The following is a 16,558-nucleotide window of genomic DNA, read 5'->3' as shown; positions in this document are numbered from 1 at the left end:
AAATATCAATTTTCAAACATACTATTATGAGCATACCAGCAAATTTAAAGTACACAAAAGATCACGAATGGGTTAGCATCGAAGGAGATGTTGCGACTGTAGGAATTACTCATTTTGCACAAAAAGAGTTAGGGGATATCGTGTATGTTGAAGTAGAAACTTTAGATCAGACACTTGATAAAGATGAGGTTTTTGGAACAGTTGAAGCTGTAAAAACAGTTTCTGATTTGTTCTTGCCTTTAACTGGAGAAATTATTGCTTTTAATGAAGAATTAGAAAGCGCTCCTGAAACTGTAAATTCTGATCCTTACGGAGCTGGATGGATGATTAAAATTAAAATTGCTGATGCATCAGAAATAGATAGTTTATTATCTGACGAAGCTTATAAACAACTTATCGGTGCCTAAACAATTATTGTTAATCTGGGCAATTATCTGCTCTGGAATCATTGCGTATTTTTGTTTAATAGATTCAAGTAATATTCCGGCGGTAAATTTTCCGAGTATTGACAAAATTGTGCATTTTTGTTTTCACTTTGGCTTTACAATTTCCTGGATCTTATTCTTTAAAAAAGAGCTTAAAGGAAAAGATGCGAACGATTACAAAGCGTATTTGATTTCGTTTATCTTTTCTGTTTTCTTCGGAATAACAATCGAGATTATGCAAAGTGTTTTAACAACAACACGAGCATCAGATGTAACAGATGTTTTAGCAAATGCATTAGGTGCATTCGTAGGAGTTTTTTCAGCAATAGCTTTTAAAAAACAAATCGATAAAATATAAGAATATAATTACCCACTTCGGTGGGTTTTTTATTGGCATAAAATCAAGCTTTTAAAACAGTATTTTTTCTGAATTTAAATGTATTTTTGCCCCATTCGATCTAACTTCAATATTATGAATGTTAAGCAATACTTAGATTCTACTTATTTAAAAACTGCTGCTCAAGCCGGAATTTCGGAAGAGGAGAATAGTATTGTAGTTAAAAATGCAATTGCAGAAGCGATTCAGGAAAAGTTTAAACTCATTATGATTAGGCCTGAATATGTGAGCCTGGCGAAAGAAATGATCTTAAAAGAAAATTCGAATTTACTGGTTGGAACCGTAATAGATTTTCCACAGGGAAATTCAAGTTTGGAATCTAAGATCAAGGAAGCAAATGAAGCGATTGAAAATGGTGCCGATGATTTAGATTTTGTCTGCAATTATGAAGCTTTTAAAAACGGAGACGCTTCATTAATAAAAGAAGAAATTCTAATAGGAAGTCAAATAGGATTAGCCAGCAATAAAACAGTAAAATGGATTATTGAAGTTGCCGCATTGACGGATAAAGAAATTATTCAGCTTTCGGCTTTAATAAAAAATGTTGTTATATCGAATTTTAAAGAAGAAGATTATGCTTCTGTTTTTGTAAAATCATCAACAGGTTTTTATAAAACCGAAAATGATCTGCCAAACGGAGCTACAATTCCTACTATTATAATGATGCTCGAAAACGCATCGCCTTTGCCGGTAAAAGCTGCCGGTGGTGTTCGCTCGTATGAAGATGCAGTAGAAATGATTCGTTTAGGAGTTAAACGTATCGGGACTTCGGCAGCAAAAGCGATCGCAGACGGAAAAAATACCACAAATCAATATTAAATCATAAGCCCCAATCTAGTGAATAAGTTTTTTTTATCTTTTTTTATCAGCCTGTTTACCTTACTTGGTTTTGCACAGCAGACTAATGTCACACCTGCTTTTACTTCAGAGCAGTTTCCTGTTTTTCCACATTGCGAAAATCTTCAGTCTAAAAATTTAGAAAACTGTTTTTACAGAGAAGTGCAGAATTTTGTATATGATAATTTTCAAATTCCCGAAAACTTAAAACAAAACAATTACAAAGGAGAAGTAAAAGTGCTTTTTGAAGTGGATGCAAACGGAGAATTTAAAGTAATTTACGTAAATGCAGCAGATGATTTACTAGTTGAAGAAGCAAAACGTGTTTTTGGAAAATTCCCGAAAATAAAACCTTCGACTTATAACGGAAAACCGACTTATTCAAAATACACTATCTCAATTGATATTCCTTTAAAAAGTGCAGATCAGATTGCAGCAGAAGCTTTGGCAGCATCTGAAATTGAAAAGCCAATTGAAAAACCAATGACAGAATTAGACAGTATTGTGTACAAAAAATACAATATGCCTGAATTTGAAAGTCATTTAAATATACCATTTTCTCATAGTTATTATGCGCAGTTTGATGGTGCAATGAACCAAGTAGGAAGTAATAATCATACCGCTTCAAAACCGTATACGTATGCTGAGGTTTCAAAATATTATAATTTAAAAGCGGTAAATGAATCGCTTCAGAAAAAAGTTTCAGGTTGGTGGGGAAGAAAACTTTGGAACGAAAACCTTGTTCAGATTCAAGGTGAAGATTACTGGCTGGCATTAAACCCAATTCTTGATTTGCAAATGGGAAAAGCGTCAGATCTTGATGCTTCTTATTCGTATGTAAATACGCGCGGGCTTAATTTTAGAGGAGGTTTAGGAAAACAGATTAATTTTACGACAACTATTTTTGAAAGTCAGGGAAGATTTGCAGGTTATTACAATGATTATGCAGAAACATTAAAACCTTCTGGTGGAAATCCGGCAATTATTCCGGGAATGGGAATTGCTAAAAGATTTAAAACAGATGCTTACGATTTTCCTTTGGCGGAAGCCAATATTACTTTTGCGCCAAGTAAAATATTTGACTTACAGTTAGGTTACGGAAGAAATTTTATTGGAGACGGATATCGTTCTTTGCTTGAAACAGACGGTGCAAGCCCTTATCCTTATTTTAAAATCAATACGACTTTCTGGAAAATTAAATATACCAATACTTATATGTGGCTTAAAGATGTTCGTCCAGACGTAACGGTGGACAGAACGTATGCAAGCAAATATATGGCGAATCATTATTTGAGCTGGAATGTTTCGAATAAACTGAATTTAGGTTTCTTTGAATCGGTAGTTTGGACAGATACCAACAATAGGGGATTTGATGTTAATTTTGTAAACCCTATTATTTTTTATCGTTCTGTTGAGTTTGCCTCATCATCACGAAGCGGAAATGCGCTTTTAGGAATGACATCTAAATACAAATGGAATAACAATGTTAATTTATACGCTCAGTTTTTATTAGACGAATTTTCGATTGGTGATATGAAATCTGGAGATCAAAGTTGGAAAAATAAATTTGGTTACCAGTTAGGCGCTAAATATTACAACGCTTTTCATGTAAAAGATTTGCTTTTACAATTAGAATACAATCACGTTCGTCCTTATGTGTATTCTCATAGTGATCCAATTACGAATTATGGCCATAATAATCAAAGTATTGGGCATCAATGGGGAGGAAACTTTGAAGAATTTATTGCAATTGGCCGTTACCATAAAGGACGTCTTTTTGCCGATGCTAAATTTACGGTTGGAAAAAGAGGCTTGGATTTTGATACCGCAGAAAACACTTATAATTACGGAGGAAATATCTATAAAGACTATGATTTAAACCGTCCTTATGATACAGGTGTAAAAGTGGGTCAGGGAAATAAAACGAGTATTTTTATTGCCGATATACAAGGAGGATATTTAATAAATCCGATCACAAATTTAAAATTATTCGGAAGTTTTATTTACAGAAATTTTGATCCAACTCAGGAAACGGCGACAACATTTAAACAAAGTACGACCTGGTTTACTATTGGTTTACGTTCTGATATCTTTAACTGGTATTTTGATTACTAGAATTTTTAATAAGATTTTTCGAAATAATAGTGTTAAAGATTCGAAAGTTCTTGTTTTGTAGAGGTTTTATTGGAAAAAATCTAATTTTAAAGTTCTAAATTCTATAATCTAATTTGTACATTTGCACCACTCAAAAAAAATATACAAAGACTACGGTATTGAACGCTGCTAAAAATACAATTTCAATCAAATCAATATTTCTGGATTTCAAAGAGATAACTAAGGCCGGCTTGGCTATTAGTGTTTTGTTTTCTTCAATTGCCGGATATTTATTAGGAGTTAATGAGGAACACCCTTTTAAGTGGAGTGTTCTGCTTATTTTGTCAATTGGCGGCTATTGCATGGTTGGAGCTTCAAACGCTTTCAATCAGGTAATTGAAAAAGATATCGATTCTTTGATGGATCGAACAAAAAATCGTCCGGTTCCTTCCGGAAGAATGTCTCCCGTAACAGCATTAATTGTTGCAAGTCTGCTTACTATAATAGGTATTGCATTGTTGTACACGATCAATGCAAAATCGGCAATGTTTGCCGCAGTATCAATATTTTTATATACAAGCATATATACACCATTAAAAACCGTAACTTCATTGTCGGTTTTTGTTGGTGCATTTCCCGGAGCAATTCCATTTATGTTAGGCTGGGTTGCGGCAACAGGAGAGTTTGGTATCGAAGCCGGAACATTATTTTTAATTCAGTTTTTCTGGCAGTTTCCTCATTTTTGGGCCATTGGATGGTTTTTGTATGATGATTATGCAAAGGCAGGTATTTTCATGCTTCCAACGGGAAATAAAGATAGAAAAACAGCTTTGCAGGTTATTTTATATACGATTTGGTTAATTATAGCTTCCTTATTACCAGTTTTAGGATATACAGGGCAGTTATTTATTTCGCCAATCGCAGCAGTTTTAGTGTTTTTATTAGGTTTATGGATGTTGTTTTATGCGGTGCGATTGTATCAATTAAGAACATCAAAAGCAGCAAGAACATTAATGCTGGTAAGCGTATCGTATATTTCGTTGCTGCAAATTGTATTTATAGTAGATAAATTTTTAAGATAGTTATGGAAATGGCAATTCAAATAAGTGAAGAGCAGGTAAGAAAATCAAAATCGGCAAAACTGATTTTGCTGTTCGCAATGGTAAGTATGACCATGATGTTTGCAGGACTTGCAAGTGCATTTGTGGTAAGTAAATCAAGAGCAGACTGGTTGAGTAATTTTCAAATACCAACTGCATTTTATTTTAGTACAGCAGTTATTATTGGCTGTAGTGTTACTTTTTATTTAGCGAAAAAAGCAATCGAAAAAGGAAACAGAAGCGCAACTTCTGCATTTCTTTTAGGAACATTTGGTTTAGGAATTCTATTTGTATTTTTACAATTTAGAGGTTTCGGGCAAATTATCGAAAGCGGTTATTATATGACAGGACAAGGTAGCTCAATTACTACAACTTTCCTTTATGTAATTGCGCTTATGCACCTATTGCACTTGGCAGGCGGATTAATTTCGCTTTTAATTATAATTTATAATCATTTTAAACAAAAATACAATCCGACTCAAACTCTTGGTATAGAACTAGGTGCGATGTATTGGCACTTTTTGGATTTATTATGGGTATTATTATTTTTATTTTTATATTTCTTTAAATAAGAAAAAAACGTAAATTTGGGAACTTTTTAACGAATATCTTTTATGGAAGCGACAGTTACTACTGCAAATAACGACGAAAAAACTTGGGGAGGCGGAGAGCATAGCCAGCCACTAGGAGCAAGTTATGGTAAAATGATGATGTGGTTTTTTATCGTATCGGATGCCTTGACATTCTCTGGATTTTTAGGTGCTTACGGTTTTTCTAGATTTAAATTTATTGAAACATGGCCATTGGCTGACGAAGTGTTTACTCACTTTCCTTTTATGCATGGCGTTTCGGCTCCTATGTATTATGTAGCCTTAATGACTTTTATCTTGATTTTCTCATCTGTAACAATGGTTTTGGCTGTTGATGCAGGTCACCAATTAAAGAAATCAAAAGTTGCTGTGTACATGTTCTTAACAATTATTGGAGGTTTAATTTTCGTTGGTTCTCAAGCTTGGGAGTGGAAAAACTTCATTAAAGGAGAATACGGTGCAGTTGAAACTAAAGGTGGAAGTTTATTGCAGTTTGTTAAAGCAGATGGAACAAGAGTTGCTCTTGCTGATTTTGCAGTAAAATTGCCAGAACAAAGACAAGAATTAACAAGAAGCCATGCAACTTGGTTCGTTCAGGATGCAGAAACACAGCCAACTTATACTGTTGCTGAAATTCAGGCAGGTTTTAAAGCTCACCCTGATGTATTAATCAGAACTGAAAAACTTACTGCTGAAAAGAAAAAAACAGTTTTAACAAGAGCAGAATCAGAAGCTCGTTTAGCTGATGCAAAATATGTAGTAGAAGGAGCAAACCTAACAAGAAATGAATACGGTAGTAAACTATTCGCTGATTTCTTCTTCTTCATCACAGGATTCCACGGATTCCACGTATTTTCAGGAGTTATCATTAATATCATTATTTTCTTTAATGTATTATTAGGAACTTACGAGAAAAGAAGAAGCTACGAAATGGTAGAGAAAGTTGGTTTATACTGGCACTTTGTAGATTTAGTTTGGGTATTTGTATTTACAGTTTTCTACTTAGTTTAATTTTAGATTTTAATTATTATGTCACACGAGCACGTATCAAATACAAAAAGAATCTGGTTTGTTTTTGCATTACTATCAGTAGTAACTACAGTAGAAGTTATCCTTGGTATTTACAAACCGGGAGTATTAGAGTTTAATCATTTTGTTGGTTTGAATTTGTTAAACTGGATATTTTATATCTTAACAATATTCAAAGCTTATTATATTGTATGGGCATTCATGCACATGGAAGGTGAAAAAAGCAGCCTTAGATGGTCTGTTGTATCACCGGTTATTTTCCTGGTATTATATTTATTGTTCATCTTGTTGACAGAAGGACACTATATTTATGGGGTTTTTAAAGATTCTACTATTAAATGGAATTTTTAACATGATATTAATTCGAAAAGAAGCTCCGTTTAACGGAGCTTTTTTTATTTTTGTACCTCAATAACTTCCGTTAAAACAATGAAAAAAAATATAGTTCTTTTTGTGCTTTTTGTTTTACCCATTGTAGCCTATTTGTTTTTCGCTTCAGGTGTAAATAGTTTTACAAAACTTCCCATAATTACTCCAAAAATTGCTGACTTTGGAAACTGGAAATCTCTCGACGGCAAAAAAGTTTCTTTAGATAAAAAAATCACTATACTAGGTTTTTCAGGCTCAGATATTCTTGAAAGCAGAGGAAATTATTTCAACTTAAATGAAAAAATCTACAAACGTTATAACGGTTTTGAAGATCTTCAGTTTGTAGTTTTATGTCCGCTGGGAACTGAAAAAGAAGCTCAGAAAATTGTTGATGCCTTATCTCCTTTTACAGATGTTAAAAATTGGAATTTTGTTTTTGCTTCACCAGATGATATTCAGGCATTTTATAATCAATTGCATTTAAAAGGAAAACTAGATGATAAATTGGGTACATCAAATGTTTACATTGTAGATAAAGAAAGAAACTTAAGAGGCCGCAAAGGCGGAAATAAAGATAAAAAAGACGAATACAAAGAAGGTTACGATACTTTTCATCCTTCTGAATTGAGTAATGAAATGCTAGATGATTTTAAAATCATTTTGTATGAATATCGTGCCGCTCTTAAAAAGAACCATAACGCCACAAAACAACTTTAAATACACATATAATGTTCAAAAATAAATCTTACATAGGGATTTCGTTTATTATTTTGATTTTCGGAATCTATGCAGTGCCAAAAATTGTTGACAGAATTAAAAATGGTGATGTTGTAAAAGGAAATCGTTTAGATAATGTTGGTTCTAAAAGTTCTAAAGACGCAAAATTATTAACGATTGGTGCAGCTCCAAAATTTGAATTGACGAATCAGGATAACGTTAAAGTATCTAATGCAACCTATAAAGGAAAAGTATATGTTTTAGAATTTTTCTTCACAACTTGTCCGTCAATCTGTCCAAAGATGAATTTGAGCATGCTGGAAATCGAAAAAACATTTTTTGGTAATCCTAATTTCGGAATCGTATCTATAACAATTGATCCTACACATGATACACCGCAGGTTTTAAAAGATCACGCAAAATTATTAGGTGTAAAATCTTCTAACTGGAATTTTTTAACTGGAGACAGAGCCACAATTATGGATTTGTCTAACAAAGGTTTTAATCTTTATGCCGGAGAAAACTCAAAAGTAAGCGGAGGATTTGAACATTCTGGATTATTTGCTTTAATTGATAAAGATGGGAACATTCGCTGCCGAAAAGATGAATTTGGAAATCCAAATATCTACTATGATGGTTTAGATAAAAAAGGCGTTAGAGAAATTCAGGAAGATATTAAAATACTATTAGAAGAATAAAAATGGAAGATCATTCATTAGAAAAAAAATACAATAAATACATCATTGCGGTTTCAATTGTTATACCGGTACTTGTAGGCATTCTTTTTGCAATCAAATTAAAAGATTTTGGAATTAATGTAGAACCACTTTCTTTTTTACCTCCAATTTATGCTTCTACAAACGGTCTTACAGCGATTGTTTTAGTTGCAGCAGTAATTGCCGTTAAAAACGGTAAACTTAAACTGCACGAACGTTTAATGACTTTTGCAATTGCTTTGTCATTGGCTTTTTTGGCCATGTATGTTGCGTACCACATGACTGCTGATTCCACTAAATTTGGTGATGTAAATCATGACGGAATTTTAGATGCAGTAGAAAAAGCTAAAATAGGTGCTATTAGATATATCTATGCTTTTATTTTAATCACACATATTCTTTTATCCATTATCATTATTCCGTTTGTATTGGTAACCTATGTACGAGCTCTTGCGAAGCGTTTTGATAAACATAAAAAAATAGCTAAAATAACATTCCCGCTTTGGTTATATGTTGCGGTAACAGGTGTTGTAGTTTATTTAATGATTTCTCCTTACTATGCAAACTAAAACTCAAAACTCAAATTCCAAATTCCAAAGTTTTGTTTTTGGAATTTGTATTTTCCTAATTGGAATTTCGGCGAATGCACAATGTGCTATGTGCCGTGCCGCACTTGCAGGAGATTCTAACGTAAAAAAAGCAGAAGCTGTAAATGACGGAATCGTTTTTTTAATGATAATCCCGTATTTACTTGTAGCTATAATTGGTTTTCTTATTTATAAGATGTACCGATCTAAAAAGAAAAATGCAGTATAATTATACTGCATTTTTTTTATTTCAATTCGATTTAAATCTGCTTATTTCAATCCATTTACCGAAACATTTACAGTTCCGTTTATTTTGATAAAAGCGATAATCGCCTGATTCGTTAATTGAATTTTATCAAACTGAATATCATCCATTTTTCCGTTTACAAAAACACCTGGCATTGGTGAATAATTTTTAAGATAAGCGGCCATACTTTTTTTACCTTCTTCTAAATTAGGCTGAATAGAATATCTGCAGCTTTCTTCCATTTTTCTTAATACAAAACCTTGCGCAAGCCAGTTTGCAGTTCGCATTAGTTTGCTTTTGGTGTCTAAAACATAATCCAGTTTGTCGAAATAAATTTCCTTTGTCTGTGCATTATATTGCGGAATTCCGTTTAAATAAAGTGTTCCATCAATAGAACCCAGAACATCAAGTGCAATAATCATTTTTCCGTTTTTGTGCCAGATTGAAACATTTTTTACCGTTACTTTTTTGCTTCCAGAACCAAATTCCTGTCCGGCAAAATTCTTCGTCATAATTTTTGAAGCATCAATATAACTTGAAATCGCCGCAATATTTGCCGATATCTGATTTGGGATTTTATTAACCGGTTTTAAAACAATCTTACTTGCATTGAACTTAGATTCCGGCTGTTTGCCTACAATAGTTTCCATATTGCATTTCATTCCCATTTCGAGTAAAAAAGAATCATTTTTAAGTTTTGCATTGGTAGAATAAACTTCAACAGGAACAATTCTTAACCAGCTTTCATAAGTATCGCTCATTTGAAAAGGCGTGCAGATTTTTTCTAAAGCCGATAAAACATTCGGTTTAAAATCCATAGATTTTTCGATTGCCTCATCGATCTTATGTTCCAGTTTAGATTTAAAAATAGAGATTGCCGGATTAATCAAATAAGTAATCGGCATATTTTTTCCAAAAACCGTCATCGTTGGACTTTCGTTCCAGTCTAAAGATCTGAATTCGGTTTTAGTGTTTAATTTCCAATTCGTTAAAGCAACATCGCTGGCTAATGTAATAACACCATTTAAATTAAATTCTCTCGTATCGTAAAGTTCAATACCCATTTTTTTTGTTCCAATTCGGTATTTAATAGTCGCTTTTAACGGAAGAATTGTTTTTATCTTTTTATCTGGATTTGCAGGATCATTTTGAATTTTTATTGGAGCTTGTTTCCAGATTTTCATTTCAATATCGTCATCTTCGATATTGTTGTCTTCATAAATCAATCCATTTAAGAGTGTATTAGTTTGATTTTCAATATCATTCAATTTAACTGTAATAGGTAAATTTATAAAGGAAGGATTGGCATCATAAATTAGCGGACTTGCGTCATCTGGTTCCGGTTTTAAAGTTTCTAATTTTTGAGAAGTTGAACAGCTAAAGAATGTGGCAGTTACTGCAAACACTGAGATTATGGAAAAAAATTTCATAATTAATGATTTTTTTAAGTGAAGCAAAATTAAGAAAACTATTAAATTATCGTGATAAAGTGTAACATTTGACAACAACTGCCGTCTTATTTAGATAATGAAACACAATTATTAACGTTTTATTATCATAATTTACTTATAAAATATATTATTATTGTTTTAAAAATTTAACAATACCATGATCGAAATTAAAGATTTGCATAAATCCTATAAAATGGGAAGTTCGGAACTGCATGTGTTGAAAGGAATAAATTTTAATATTGCCGAAGGAGAATTAGTAGCGATTATGGGATCATCAGGATCTGGAAAATCGACGCTTCTTAATATTTTAGGAATTCTGGATGAAGCCGATTCTGGTAGTTATATTTTAGACAATACACCAATTAAAAAATTAAACGAAACCCTGGCTTCAAAATATAGAAACAAGTTTTTAGGTTTTGTTTTTCAATCTTTTAATTTGATCAATTATAAATCAGCATTAGATAACGTTGCTATGCCCTTGTATTATCAAGGCGTAAAAAGAAAAGAGCGTTACGATATTGCAATGAAATACCTTGAAAAAGTAGGTTTGGGTTCCCATTCTCATCACTTGCCGAACGAACTTTCGGGAGGACAGAAACAGCGTGTTGCAATTGCAAGAGCACTGGCTTCGAATCCAAAAGTTTTATTGGCCGATGAGCCAACTGGAGCTTTAGATACCAAAACTTCTTATGAGGTTATGGAACTTATTCAAGGAATTAACGATGAAGGAAAAACAATTTTGATCGTTACACACGAACCTGATATTGCCGCAATGTGCAAAAGGAATGTAGTCCTGAAAGATGGATTAATTATCGATGATAAATTAGTAGAACAAGTTAGAGCTTCATCTTATGTTTAATATTGAGCGTTGGCAGGAAATATTTGATGCAATTTCAAAAAACCGACTCCGTACTTTTTTGACAGGAGTATCGGTGGCATCGGGGATTTTTATTTTGGTGATTTTGCTTGGAGCCGGAAAAGGACTTCAAAACGGTATTGAAAAACAATTCGAGCGCGATGCTGCTGGAATTATTGAGGTTTGGTCCGGTACGACCACAAAAGAGTATAAAGGACTGAATCCTGGAAGACAAATTCAGTTTAGAAATAGCGATTACAATCAATCTGTTCAAAAATTTGAGGATAAACTGGATTTAAGAGCTTCAACACAAAATTATTGGGGAGCGCAATTTGCTTACGGTAAAGAAAATGGAAATTATCAATATAGAGGTGTTAATCCTGATTATGGCGGAATTGAAAACCTTACGATAGTTCAGGGACGATATATAAATAGTAAGGATTTAGAAAATAACGAAAAAGTCGCTACAATCGGGATGAAAATAAAAACCGATTTGTTTAAAGACAAAGACGCTCTTGGAAAAGAAATTCTAATCAACAATATCAATTTTAAAGTAATTGGAATATTTACAGATCCGGGAGGAGAAAGAGAAGAAGCAAGAGCTTATCTGCCTTTGACAACTGTACAAAGAACTTTTGGTGCCGGAGACAAAATCAGCAACATATTTTTTACTTTAAAAAAGACGGATAATTATGATGAAGCTTTAGCACAATCTGAAAAGTTTACTAAAGAATTAAAGGAATTATTGAAAAGTAAAAATGTTGTAGCTCCGGATGATGACGGCGGAATAAATGCCTATAACTCGGTTAAAGATGCTAAGCAGTTTTATGATTTAAATTTATATATCAGGTTGTTTTTCTGGTGGGTTGGTATTTGTACTATTATCGCCGGAGTTGTGGGTGTAAGTAATATCATGCTGATTATTGTAAAAGAGAGAACCAAAGAAATTGGAATTAGAAAAGCTTTAGGAGCATCGCCATTTTCTATTATTTCTATGATACTTCACGAATCCATTTTTATTACAACAATAGCCGGTTTTACGGGACTTTTAGCCAGTTTATTGTTGTTAGAATTTGTTGGGCCAATGGTTCAGAGTGAATATTTCAGAAATCCCGAAGTAGATTTTAGTGTGGCTTTAACAACACTATTTTTACTTGTATTTGCAGGCGCCGTAGCAGGGTTTTTCCCGGCATACAGAGCAGCCAAAATTAGACCTATTGTAGCACTTAGAGACGAATAATCATGTTTAAAAAAGATAATTGGGATGAAATTTTACAGGCCTTAACGGCAAATCCCTTCAGAACTATTCTGACTGCTTTTGGTGTATTTTGGGGAATTTTTATTTTGGTGATTTTGCTTGCAGCCGGTAACGGTTTGGAAAACGGAATTAAAAAAGGATTTGACGGAATTGCCACAAACACGATGTTTATGTGGAGCCAGACAACTTCTAAAGCTTATAAAGGACTGCCAAAAACACGTCGTTATGATTTTAGAAATAGTGATGTTGCAGCTTTAAAAGCGGCGTTGCCGGATTTATTATATGTTTCACCAAGAAATCAATTAGGTGATTTTAACGGAACAAATAATGTGGTTCGTGGTACAAAAACTTCGGCTTTTACTATTTATGGAGATTATCCGGAGTTGATTAAACAACAGCCGATGGATATCATAAAAGGCCGATTTATAAACCAGCAGGATATTCTGGATAAAAGAAAAATTGCTGTAATTGGAAAAGGAGTTATCAGCGAACTTTACGGAAAAGAAGAAGAAGCTGTTGGAACTTATATTAAAGTTAACGGTATCAACTTTATGGTTGTTGGAGTTTACAAATCCAAACAGCAAGGTGGAAATGCAGAACAGGAACAAAAGAATATTTTTATTCCGTTCACGACTTTTCAACAGGCTTTTAATTATGGAGATAAAGTAGGATGGATGGCACTTACGGCAAAAGACGAAACCTCGATTACGGACTTGAAACCTAAAATTTTAGAAATAATAAAAGGGCTTCATTCCATTAATCCTGCAGATGACAGGGCAGTAGGGAATTTTGATTTGTACGAGCAATTCAATAAAGTGCAGAGTTTATTTAATATCTTAAAAATCATTGCCTATTTTGTGGGGACATTAGTTTTGATTTCGGGTGTTATTGGAATCTCAAACATTATGTTAATTGTAGTTAAAGAACGTACAAAAGAAATAGGAATTAGAAGAGCTTTAGGTGCAACACCGGGAGCAATTCGCAGTCAGATTTTATCTGAATCTATATTTTTAACGATCATTTCAGGAATGTTTGGTATTGCCGTCGCAACGGGAATTATAGCCCTCTTAAATTTGGCGCTGGATTCGATGCCCCCCAGAAACGATACCATGTTTTCCAACCCGAGTGTTGACTTAGGAGTTGTATTTGTTGCCTTAATAATATTAGTAGGATCTGGTTTGCTGGCAGGATTTATTCCGGCGCAGACCGCAATTAATGTAAAGCCAGTAGATGCTTTACGAACAGAATAAAATTATCAATCAAAAAAATAATCGATTAAACTAAAAAACAAAATGAAAAAAGGAGTAACCGTAACCATTTTAATTTTAATTGCAGTAGTCTTTTTTGGCGCGCTTTACTATTTGTACGCAAAGAATCAAGAATCGCCAATTGTTTTTAAAACGGAGAAAGCAGAGATTAAAACGATCGTAAAAAATACAATTGCGACTGGTAATATTCAGCCTGATGAAGAGGTATTAATCAAACCAAATATTTCAGGTATTATTGAAGAAGTTTATATCAAAGCAGGAGAAAAAATCAAAGCGGGTGATATGATTGCTAAAATTAGAGTTGTAGCCAACGTATCTAATGTAAGCAGTACTCAAAATCAGGTTCAGACGGCTAAAATTGCTTTAGATAATCAAGAGAAAATTTTTCAAAGACAAAAAACACTTTTTGATAAAGATGTAATTTCTGCCAATGATTTTGATGCGGCACAAGTAGCTTACAAACAAGCAAAACAAACGTATCTGGCTGCAAGACAAAACTTAGATATCGTTAAAACAGGTACAACGACTTCATTAGGAAGTTATGCTAATACCTTAATTCGTTCAACAGTAAACGGAATGGTTTTACAAGTTCCTGTAAAAGTGGGTAACCAGGTTATTGAAAGTAATAATTTCAACGAAGGAACTACAATTGCAAGTGTTGCCGATGTTGGAAGAATGATTTTTATTGGAAAAATTGACGAATCTGAGGTTGGAAAAATCAAAGAAAAAATGCCAATTGAAATTACAGTTGGAGCAATTGAGAATAAAAAATTCGAAGCAGTTTTAACGGATATCGCACCAAAAGGCGTTGTAGAAAACGGAGCAATTCAGTTTGAAATAAAAGCAAGATTAGAAAATAGAGATGATACATTTATTAGAGCCGGTTTAAGCGCAAATGCATCTATTATTCTTGAAAAAGCAGATAAAGTTCTGGCTATAAAAGAATCATTAGTTCAGTTTGACAAAAAAACTCAAAAACCATATGTAGAAGTTGAAATAGCATCTCAAAAATTTGAAAGAAGAGATTTAGTTTTGGGTGTAAGCGACGGAATTTACGTTCAGGTTAAAAGCGGAATCAAAAACACGGATAAAATTAAAATCTGGAATCAGGGTTTAATTGACGAGAAAGAAGAGAAAAAATAATTTGAGGATGTAAAGAGTTTTTTGGTTTTAAAAAATGTTAAATTTGCGTAGTTTGGTTTACTGCGCTTTCATTCAAAATATATGAAAATAAATAAATATAATAGTCTTGTTTTTGCTATGTTGTTCGGGTTTGGATTAGCCGGACACGCACAATCAAAACAATGGACACTGGAAGAATGTGTGCGATACGCATTAGACAATAACATTACAATTAAATTATCTGAACTGGATGTCAAAACGGCAACTATTGACAAAAGAGGAGCATTAGGAAGTTATCTTCCAACAGTAAACGGAAATGCTTCTCACTCATGGAATATTGGTTTGAACGTTAACCCTGTTACCAATATTGCCACTACACAAACAACGCAGTATTCTTCATTAGGTGTAAATGCGAATGTTGATATTTACAAAGGTCTGCAAAATCAAAATGCCTATAGAAGAGCTTCTCTTTCTATTATAGCATCAAAATATCAACTGCTGAAAATGCAGGAAGATATTTCGTTGAATGTTGCCAATGCTTTTCTTCAGATTTTATCTAACAAAGAAGATTTAAAAATAAAGAAAGAACAATTAGCGATCGACGAAAAACGTTATTCTCGTTCTGAAGAAATGGTAAATGCCGGAACGATTCCGCGTGGTGATTTGTTTGATTTAAAAGCGACTGTAGCAACAGATAAACAAAATATTACCGTTTCTGAAAATAATTTATTGATTTCGAAATTAAGTTTGGCTCAGCTTTTACAATTAAAAGAATTTGCAGATTTTGATGTAATCGATGATACAAATGCTAAAGATGAAAATAATATCATGGCGCAAAGCCCAATCGATATTTACAATAAAGCAAAAGAAACAAGAACAGAATTAAAATTAGCTCAGACGAATCTGGAAATTGCCGAAAAAAATGTGGCTATTGCAAAAGGAGCTTATCAGCCAACTTTGAGAGGTTTTTATCAATTTAGTACAAGTGCCAGTTATAGTGATAGACTAATTGGAACAGATCCAGTTACTAAACAACCTATTTATGCAGGACCAGATCCGGTTTTTGATCAGTTTAGTGATAATAAAGGACACAATTTTGGTTTTCAGTTAAGTGTTCCAATATTTAATGGCTTCTCTGTAAAAAACAATGTTGAAAGAAACAAAGTAAGTTTAGAGAAATCTAAAATAGATTTAGAGCAAAAAAGTTTAGATTTGCAACGTAACGTTTATACAGCATTTACAGATGCAAAAGGCGCTTTAAATACTTATGAATCTTCAACGATTACTTTAGAAGCAAGACAGCAGGCATATAATTATGCTAAAGAAAAGTACGATGTTGGTTTAATGAATTCATTCGATTTTACACAAGCACAAACTTTGCTGACAAATGCACAATCTGATGTTATCAGAACGAAATACGATTACATGTTCAAAATAAAAATACTTGAGTTCTATTTCGGAATTCCAATTGTTCCAATTATTACAAAATAATTTA

The 16,558-nt window shown here is 33.1% G+C and carries 18 protein-coding genes; 17 read left to right on the top strand and 1 reads right to left on the bottom strand.

Features of this window, described 5'->3' with window-relative positions:
- The first annotated feature begins 26 nt into the window (after positions 1–26).
- From gcvH to ACODSB_RS09370, 12 genes are all read left to right on the top strand, one after another.
- On the top strand, positions 27–407 hold the full coding sequence (gene gcvH / locus ACODSB_RS09425) for a glycine cleavage system protein GcvH (RefSeq protein WP_073488976.1): 381 nt from the start codon (positions 27–29) through the stop codon (positions 405–407).
- Complete coding sequence (locus ACODSB_RS09420) at positions 400–783, top strand: VanZ family protein (RefSeq protein ID WP_053471663.1); 384 nt, start codon at positions 400–402, stop codon at positions 781–783. The genes gcvH and ACODSB_RS09420 overlap by 8 nt, the downstream gene beginning before the upstream one ends.
- A 114-nt stretch (positions 784–897) precedes the next feature.
- Positions 898–1,641: a deoxyribose-phosphate aldolase gene (deoC, locus tag ACODSB_RS09415; protein WP_488936841.1), complete on the top strand. Its 744-nt coding sequence runs from the start codon at positions 898–900 to the stop codon at positions 1,639–1,641.
- Positions 1,642–1,659: 18 nt separating this feature from the next.
- Positions 1,660–3,774, top strand: coding sequence for an energy transducer TonB (locus tag ACODSB_RS09410; protein ID WP_488936840.1), 2,115 nt, complete (start codon positions 1,660–1,662; stop codon positions 3,772–3,774).
- A gap of 158 nt (positions 3,775–3,932) precedes the next feature.
- Complete coding sequence (gene cyoE, locus ACODSB_RS09405; RefSeq protein WP_488936839.1) at positions 3,933–4,835, top strand: heme o synthase; 903 nt, start codon at positions 3,933–3,935, stop codon at positions 4,833–4,835.
- A 2-nt stretch (positions 4,836–4,837) separates the two neighbouring features.
- Positions 4,838–5,425, top strand: a complete 588-nt coding sequence (locus tag ACODSB_RS09400) for a cytochrome c oxidase subunit 3 (RefSeq protein ID WP_053471659.1) — start codon at positions 4,838–4,840, stop codon at positions 5,423–5,425.
- Positions 5,426–5,467: 42 nt separating this feature from the next.
- Positions 5,468–6,454 (top strand): cytochrome c oxidase subunit 3, encoded by a 987-nt coding sequence (locus ACODSB_RS09395; RefSeq protein ID WP_256636923.1) that lies wholly within the window; start codon positions 5,468–5,470, stop codon positions 6,452–6,454.
- 18 nt (positions 6,455–6,472) lie between these two features.
- Positions 6,473–6,823, top strand: coding sequence for a cytochrome C oxidase subunit IV family protein (locus tag ACODSB_RS09390; protein ID WP_053471657.1), 351 nt, complete (start codon positions 6,473–6,475; stop codon positions 6,821–6,823).
- 78 nt (positions 6,824–6,901) lie between these two features.
- Entirely contained in the window at positions 6,902–7,558 is a 657-nt protein-coding gene (locus ACODSB_RS09385) for a hypothetical protein (RefSeq protein ID WP_488936838.1), read from the top strand.
- 11 nt (positions 7,559–7,569) lie between these two features.
- Positions 7,570–8,256 (top strand): SCO family protein, encoded by a 687-nt coding sequence (locus ACODSB_RS09380; RefSeq protein ID WP_256636925.1) that lies wholly within the window; start codon positions 7,570–7,572, stop codon positions 8,254–8,256.
- Between the two features lie 2 nt (positions 8,257–8,258).
- On the top strand, positions 8,259–8,843 hold the full coding sequence (locus ACODSB_RS09375) for a DUF420 domain-containing protein (RefSeq protein ID WP_488936837.1): 585 nt from the start codon (positions 8,259–8,261) through the stop codon (positions 8,841–8,843).
- On the top strand, positions 8,833–9,090 hold the full coding sequence (locus tag ACODSB_RS09370; protein ID WP_256636926.1) for a hypothetical protein: 258 nt from the start codon (positions 8,833–8,835) through the stop codon (positions 9,088–9,090). The genes ACODSB_RS09375 and ACODSB_RS09370 overlap by 11 nt, the downstream gene beginning before the upstream one ends.
- A 41-nt stretch (positions 9,091–9,131) precedes the next feature.
- Here the strand turns inward: ACODSB_RS09370 and ACODSB_RS09365 are convergent, their stop codons facing one another.
- A complete protein-coding gene (locus ACODSB_RS09365) occupies positions 9,132–10,538 on the bottom strand; it encodes a DUF4403 family protein (RefSeq protein ID WP_488936836.1) in 1,407 nt (468 codons plus the stop codon).
- A 178-nt stretch (positions 10,539–10,716) separates the two neighbouring features.
- On the opposite strand from ACODSB_RS09365, the gene ACODSB_RS09360 reads away from it, so the two are divergent.
- The 5 genes from ACODSB_RS09360 to ACODSB_RS09340 all read left to right on the top strand — a co-directional run bounded on the left by ACODSB_RS09360 (position 10,717) and on the right by ACODSB_RS09340 (position 16,554).
- On the top strand, positions 10,717–11,418 hold the full coding sequence (locus ACODSB_RS09360; protein WP_053471651.1) for an ABC transporter ATP-binding protein: 702 nt from the start codon (positions 10,717–10,719) through the stop codon (positions 11,416–11,418).
- Complete coding sequence (locus ACODSB_RS09355) at positions 11,411–12,655, top strand: ABC transporter permease (RefSeq protein ID WP_053471650.1); 1,245 nt, start codon at positions 11,411–11,413, stop codon at positions 12,653–12,655. Before ACODSB_RS09360 ends, ACODSB_RS09355 begins: the two co-directional genes overlap by 8 nt.
- Positions 12,656–12,657: 2 nt before the next feature.
- A complete protein-coding gene (locus tag ACODSB_RS09350; RefSeq protein WP_488936835.1) occupies positions 12,658–13,923 on the top strand; it encodes an ABC transporter permease in 1,266 nt (421 codons plus the stop codon).
- A 42-nt stretch (positions 13,924–13,965) separates the two neighbouring features.
- Entirely contained in the window at positions 13,966–15,084 is a 1,119-nt protein-coding gene (locus ACODSB_RS09345; protein WP_488936834.1) for an efflux RND transporter periplasmic adaptor subunit, read from the top strand.
- An 81-nt stretch (positions 15,085–15,165) separates the two neighbouring features.
- Positions 15,166–16,554, top strand: a complete 1,389-nt coding sequence (locus ACODSB_RS09340) for a TolC family protein (protein WP_488936833.1) — start codon at positions 15,166–15,168, stop codon at positions 16,552–16,554.
- The last annotated feature ends 4 nt before the right edge of the window (positions 16,555–16,558 follow it).

It is taken from the genome of Flavobacterium sp. FG68, from assembly GCF_057808895.1.
This window is presented reverse-complemented; position numbering and strand designations above follow the sequence as displayed.

Excerpts from the sequence above, each read along its gene's own strand:
- gcvH (WP_073488976.1), top strand. The coding sequence starts at position 27 with ATGAGCATACCAGCAAATTTAAAGTACACAAAAGATCACGAATGGGTT.
- deoC (WP_488936841.1), top strand. The coding sequence starts at position 898 with ATGAATGTTAAGCAATACTTAGATTCTACTTATTTAAAAACTGCTGCT.
- ACODSB_RS09400 (WP_053471659.1), top strand. The coding sequence starts at position 4,838 with ATGGAAATGGCAATTCAAATAAGTGAAGAGCAGGTAAGAAAATCAAAA.
- ACODSB_RS09395 (WP_256636923.1), top strand. The coding sequence starts at position 5,468 with ATGGAAGCGACAGTTACTACTGCAAATAACGACGAAAAAACTTGGGGA.
- ACODSB_RS09390 (WP_053471657.1), top strand. The coding sequence starts at position 6,473 with ATGTCACACGAGCACGTATCAAATACAAAAAGAATCTGGTTTGTTTTT.
- ACODSB_RS09385 (WP_488936838.1), top strand. The coding sequence starts at position 6,902 with ATGAAAAAAAATATAGTTCTTTTTGTGCTTTTTGTTTTACCCATTGTA.
- ACODSB_RS09380 (WP_256636925.1), top strand. The coding sequence starts at position 7,570 with ATGTTCAAAAATAAATCTTACATAGGGATTTCGTTTATTATTTTGATT.
- ACODSB_RS09375 (WP_488936837.1), top strand. The coding sequence starts at position 8,259 with ATGGAAGATCATTCATTAGAAAAAAAATACAATAAATACATCATTGCG.
- ACODSB_RS09370 (WP_256636926.1), top strand. The coding sequence starts at position 8,833 with ATGCAAACTAAAACTCAAAACTCAAATTCCAAATTCCAAAGTTTTGTT.
- ACODSB_RS09365 (WP_488936836.1), bottom strand. The coding sequence starts at position 10,538 with ATGAAATTTTTTTCCATAATCTCAGTGTTTGCAGTAACTGCCACATTC.
- ACODSB_RS09360 (WP_053471651.1), top strand. The coding sequence starts at position 10,717 with ATGATCGAAATTAAAGATTTGCATAAATCCTATAAAATGGGAAGTTCG.
- ACODSB_RS09355 (WP_053471650.1), top strand. The coding sequence starts at position 11,411 with ATGTTTAATATTGAGCGTTGGCAGGAAATATTTGATGCAATTTCAAAA.
- ACODSB_RS09350 (WP_488936835.1), top strand. The coding sequence starts at position 12,658 with ATGTTTAAAAAAGATAATTGGGATGAAATTTTACAGGCCTTAACGGCA.
- ACODSB_RS09345 (WP_488936834.1), top strand. The coding sequence starts at position 13,966 with ATGAAAAAAGGAGTAACCGTAACCATTTTAATTTTAATTGCAGTAGTC.
- ACODSB_RS09340 (WP_488936833.1), top strand. The coding sequence starts at position 15,166 with ATGAAAATAAATAAATATAATAGTCTTGTTTTTGCTATGTTGTTCGGG.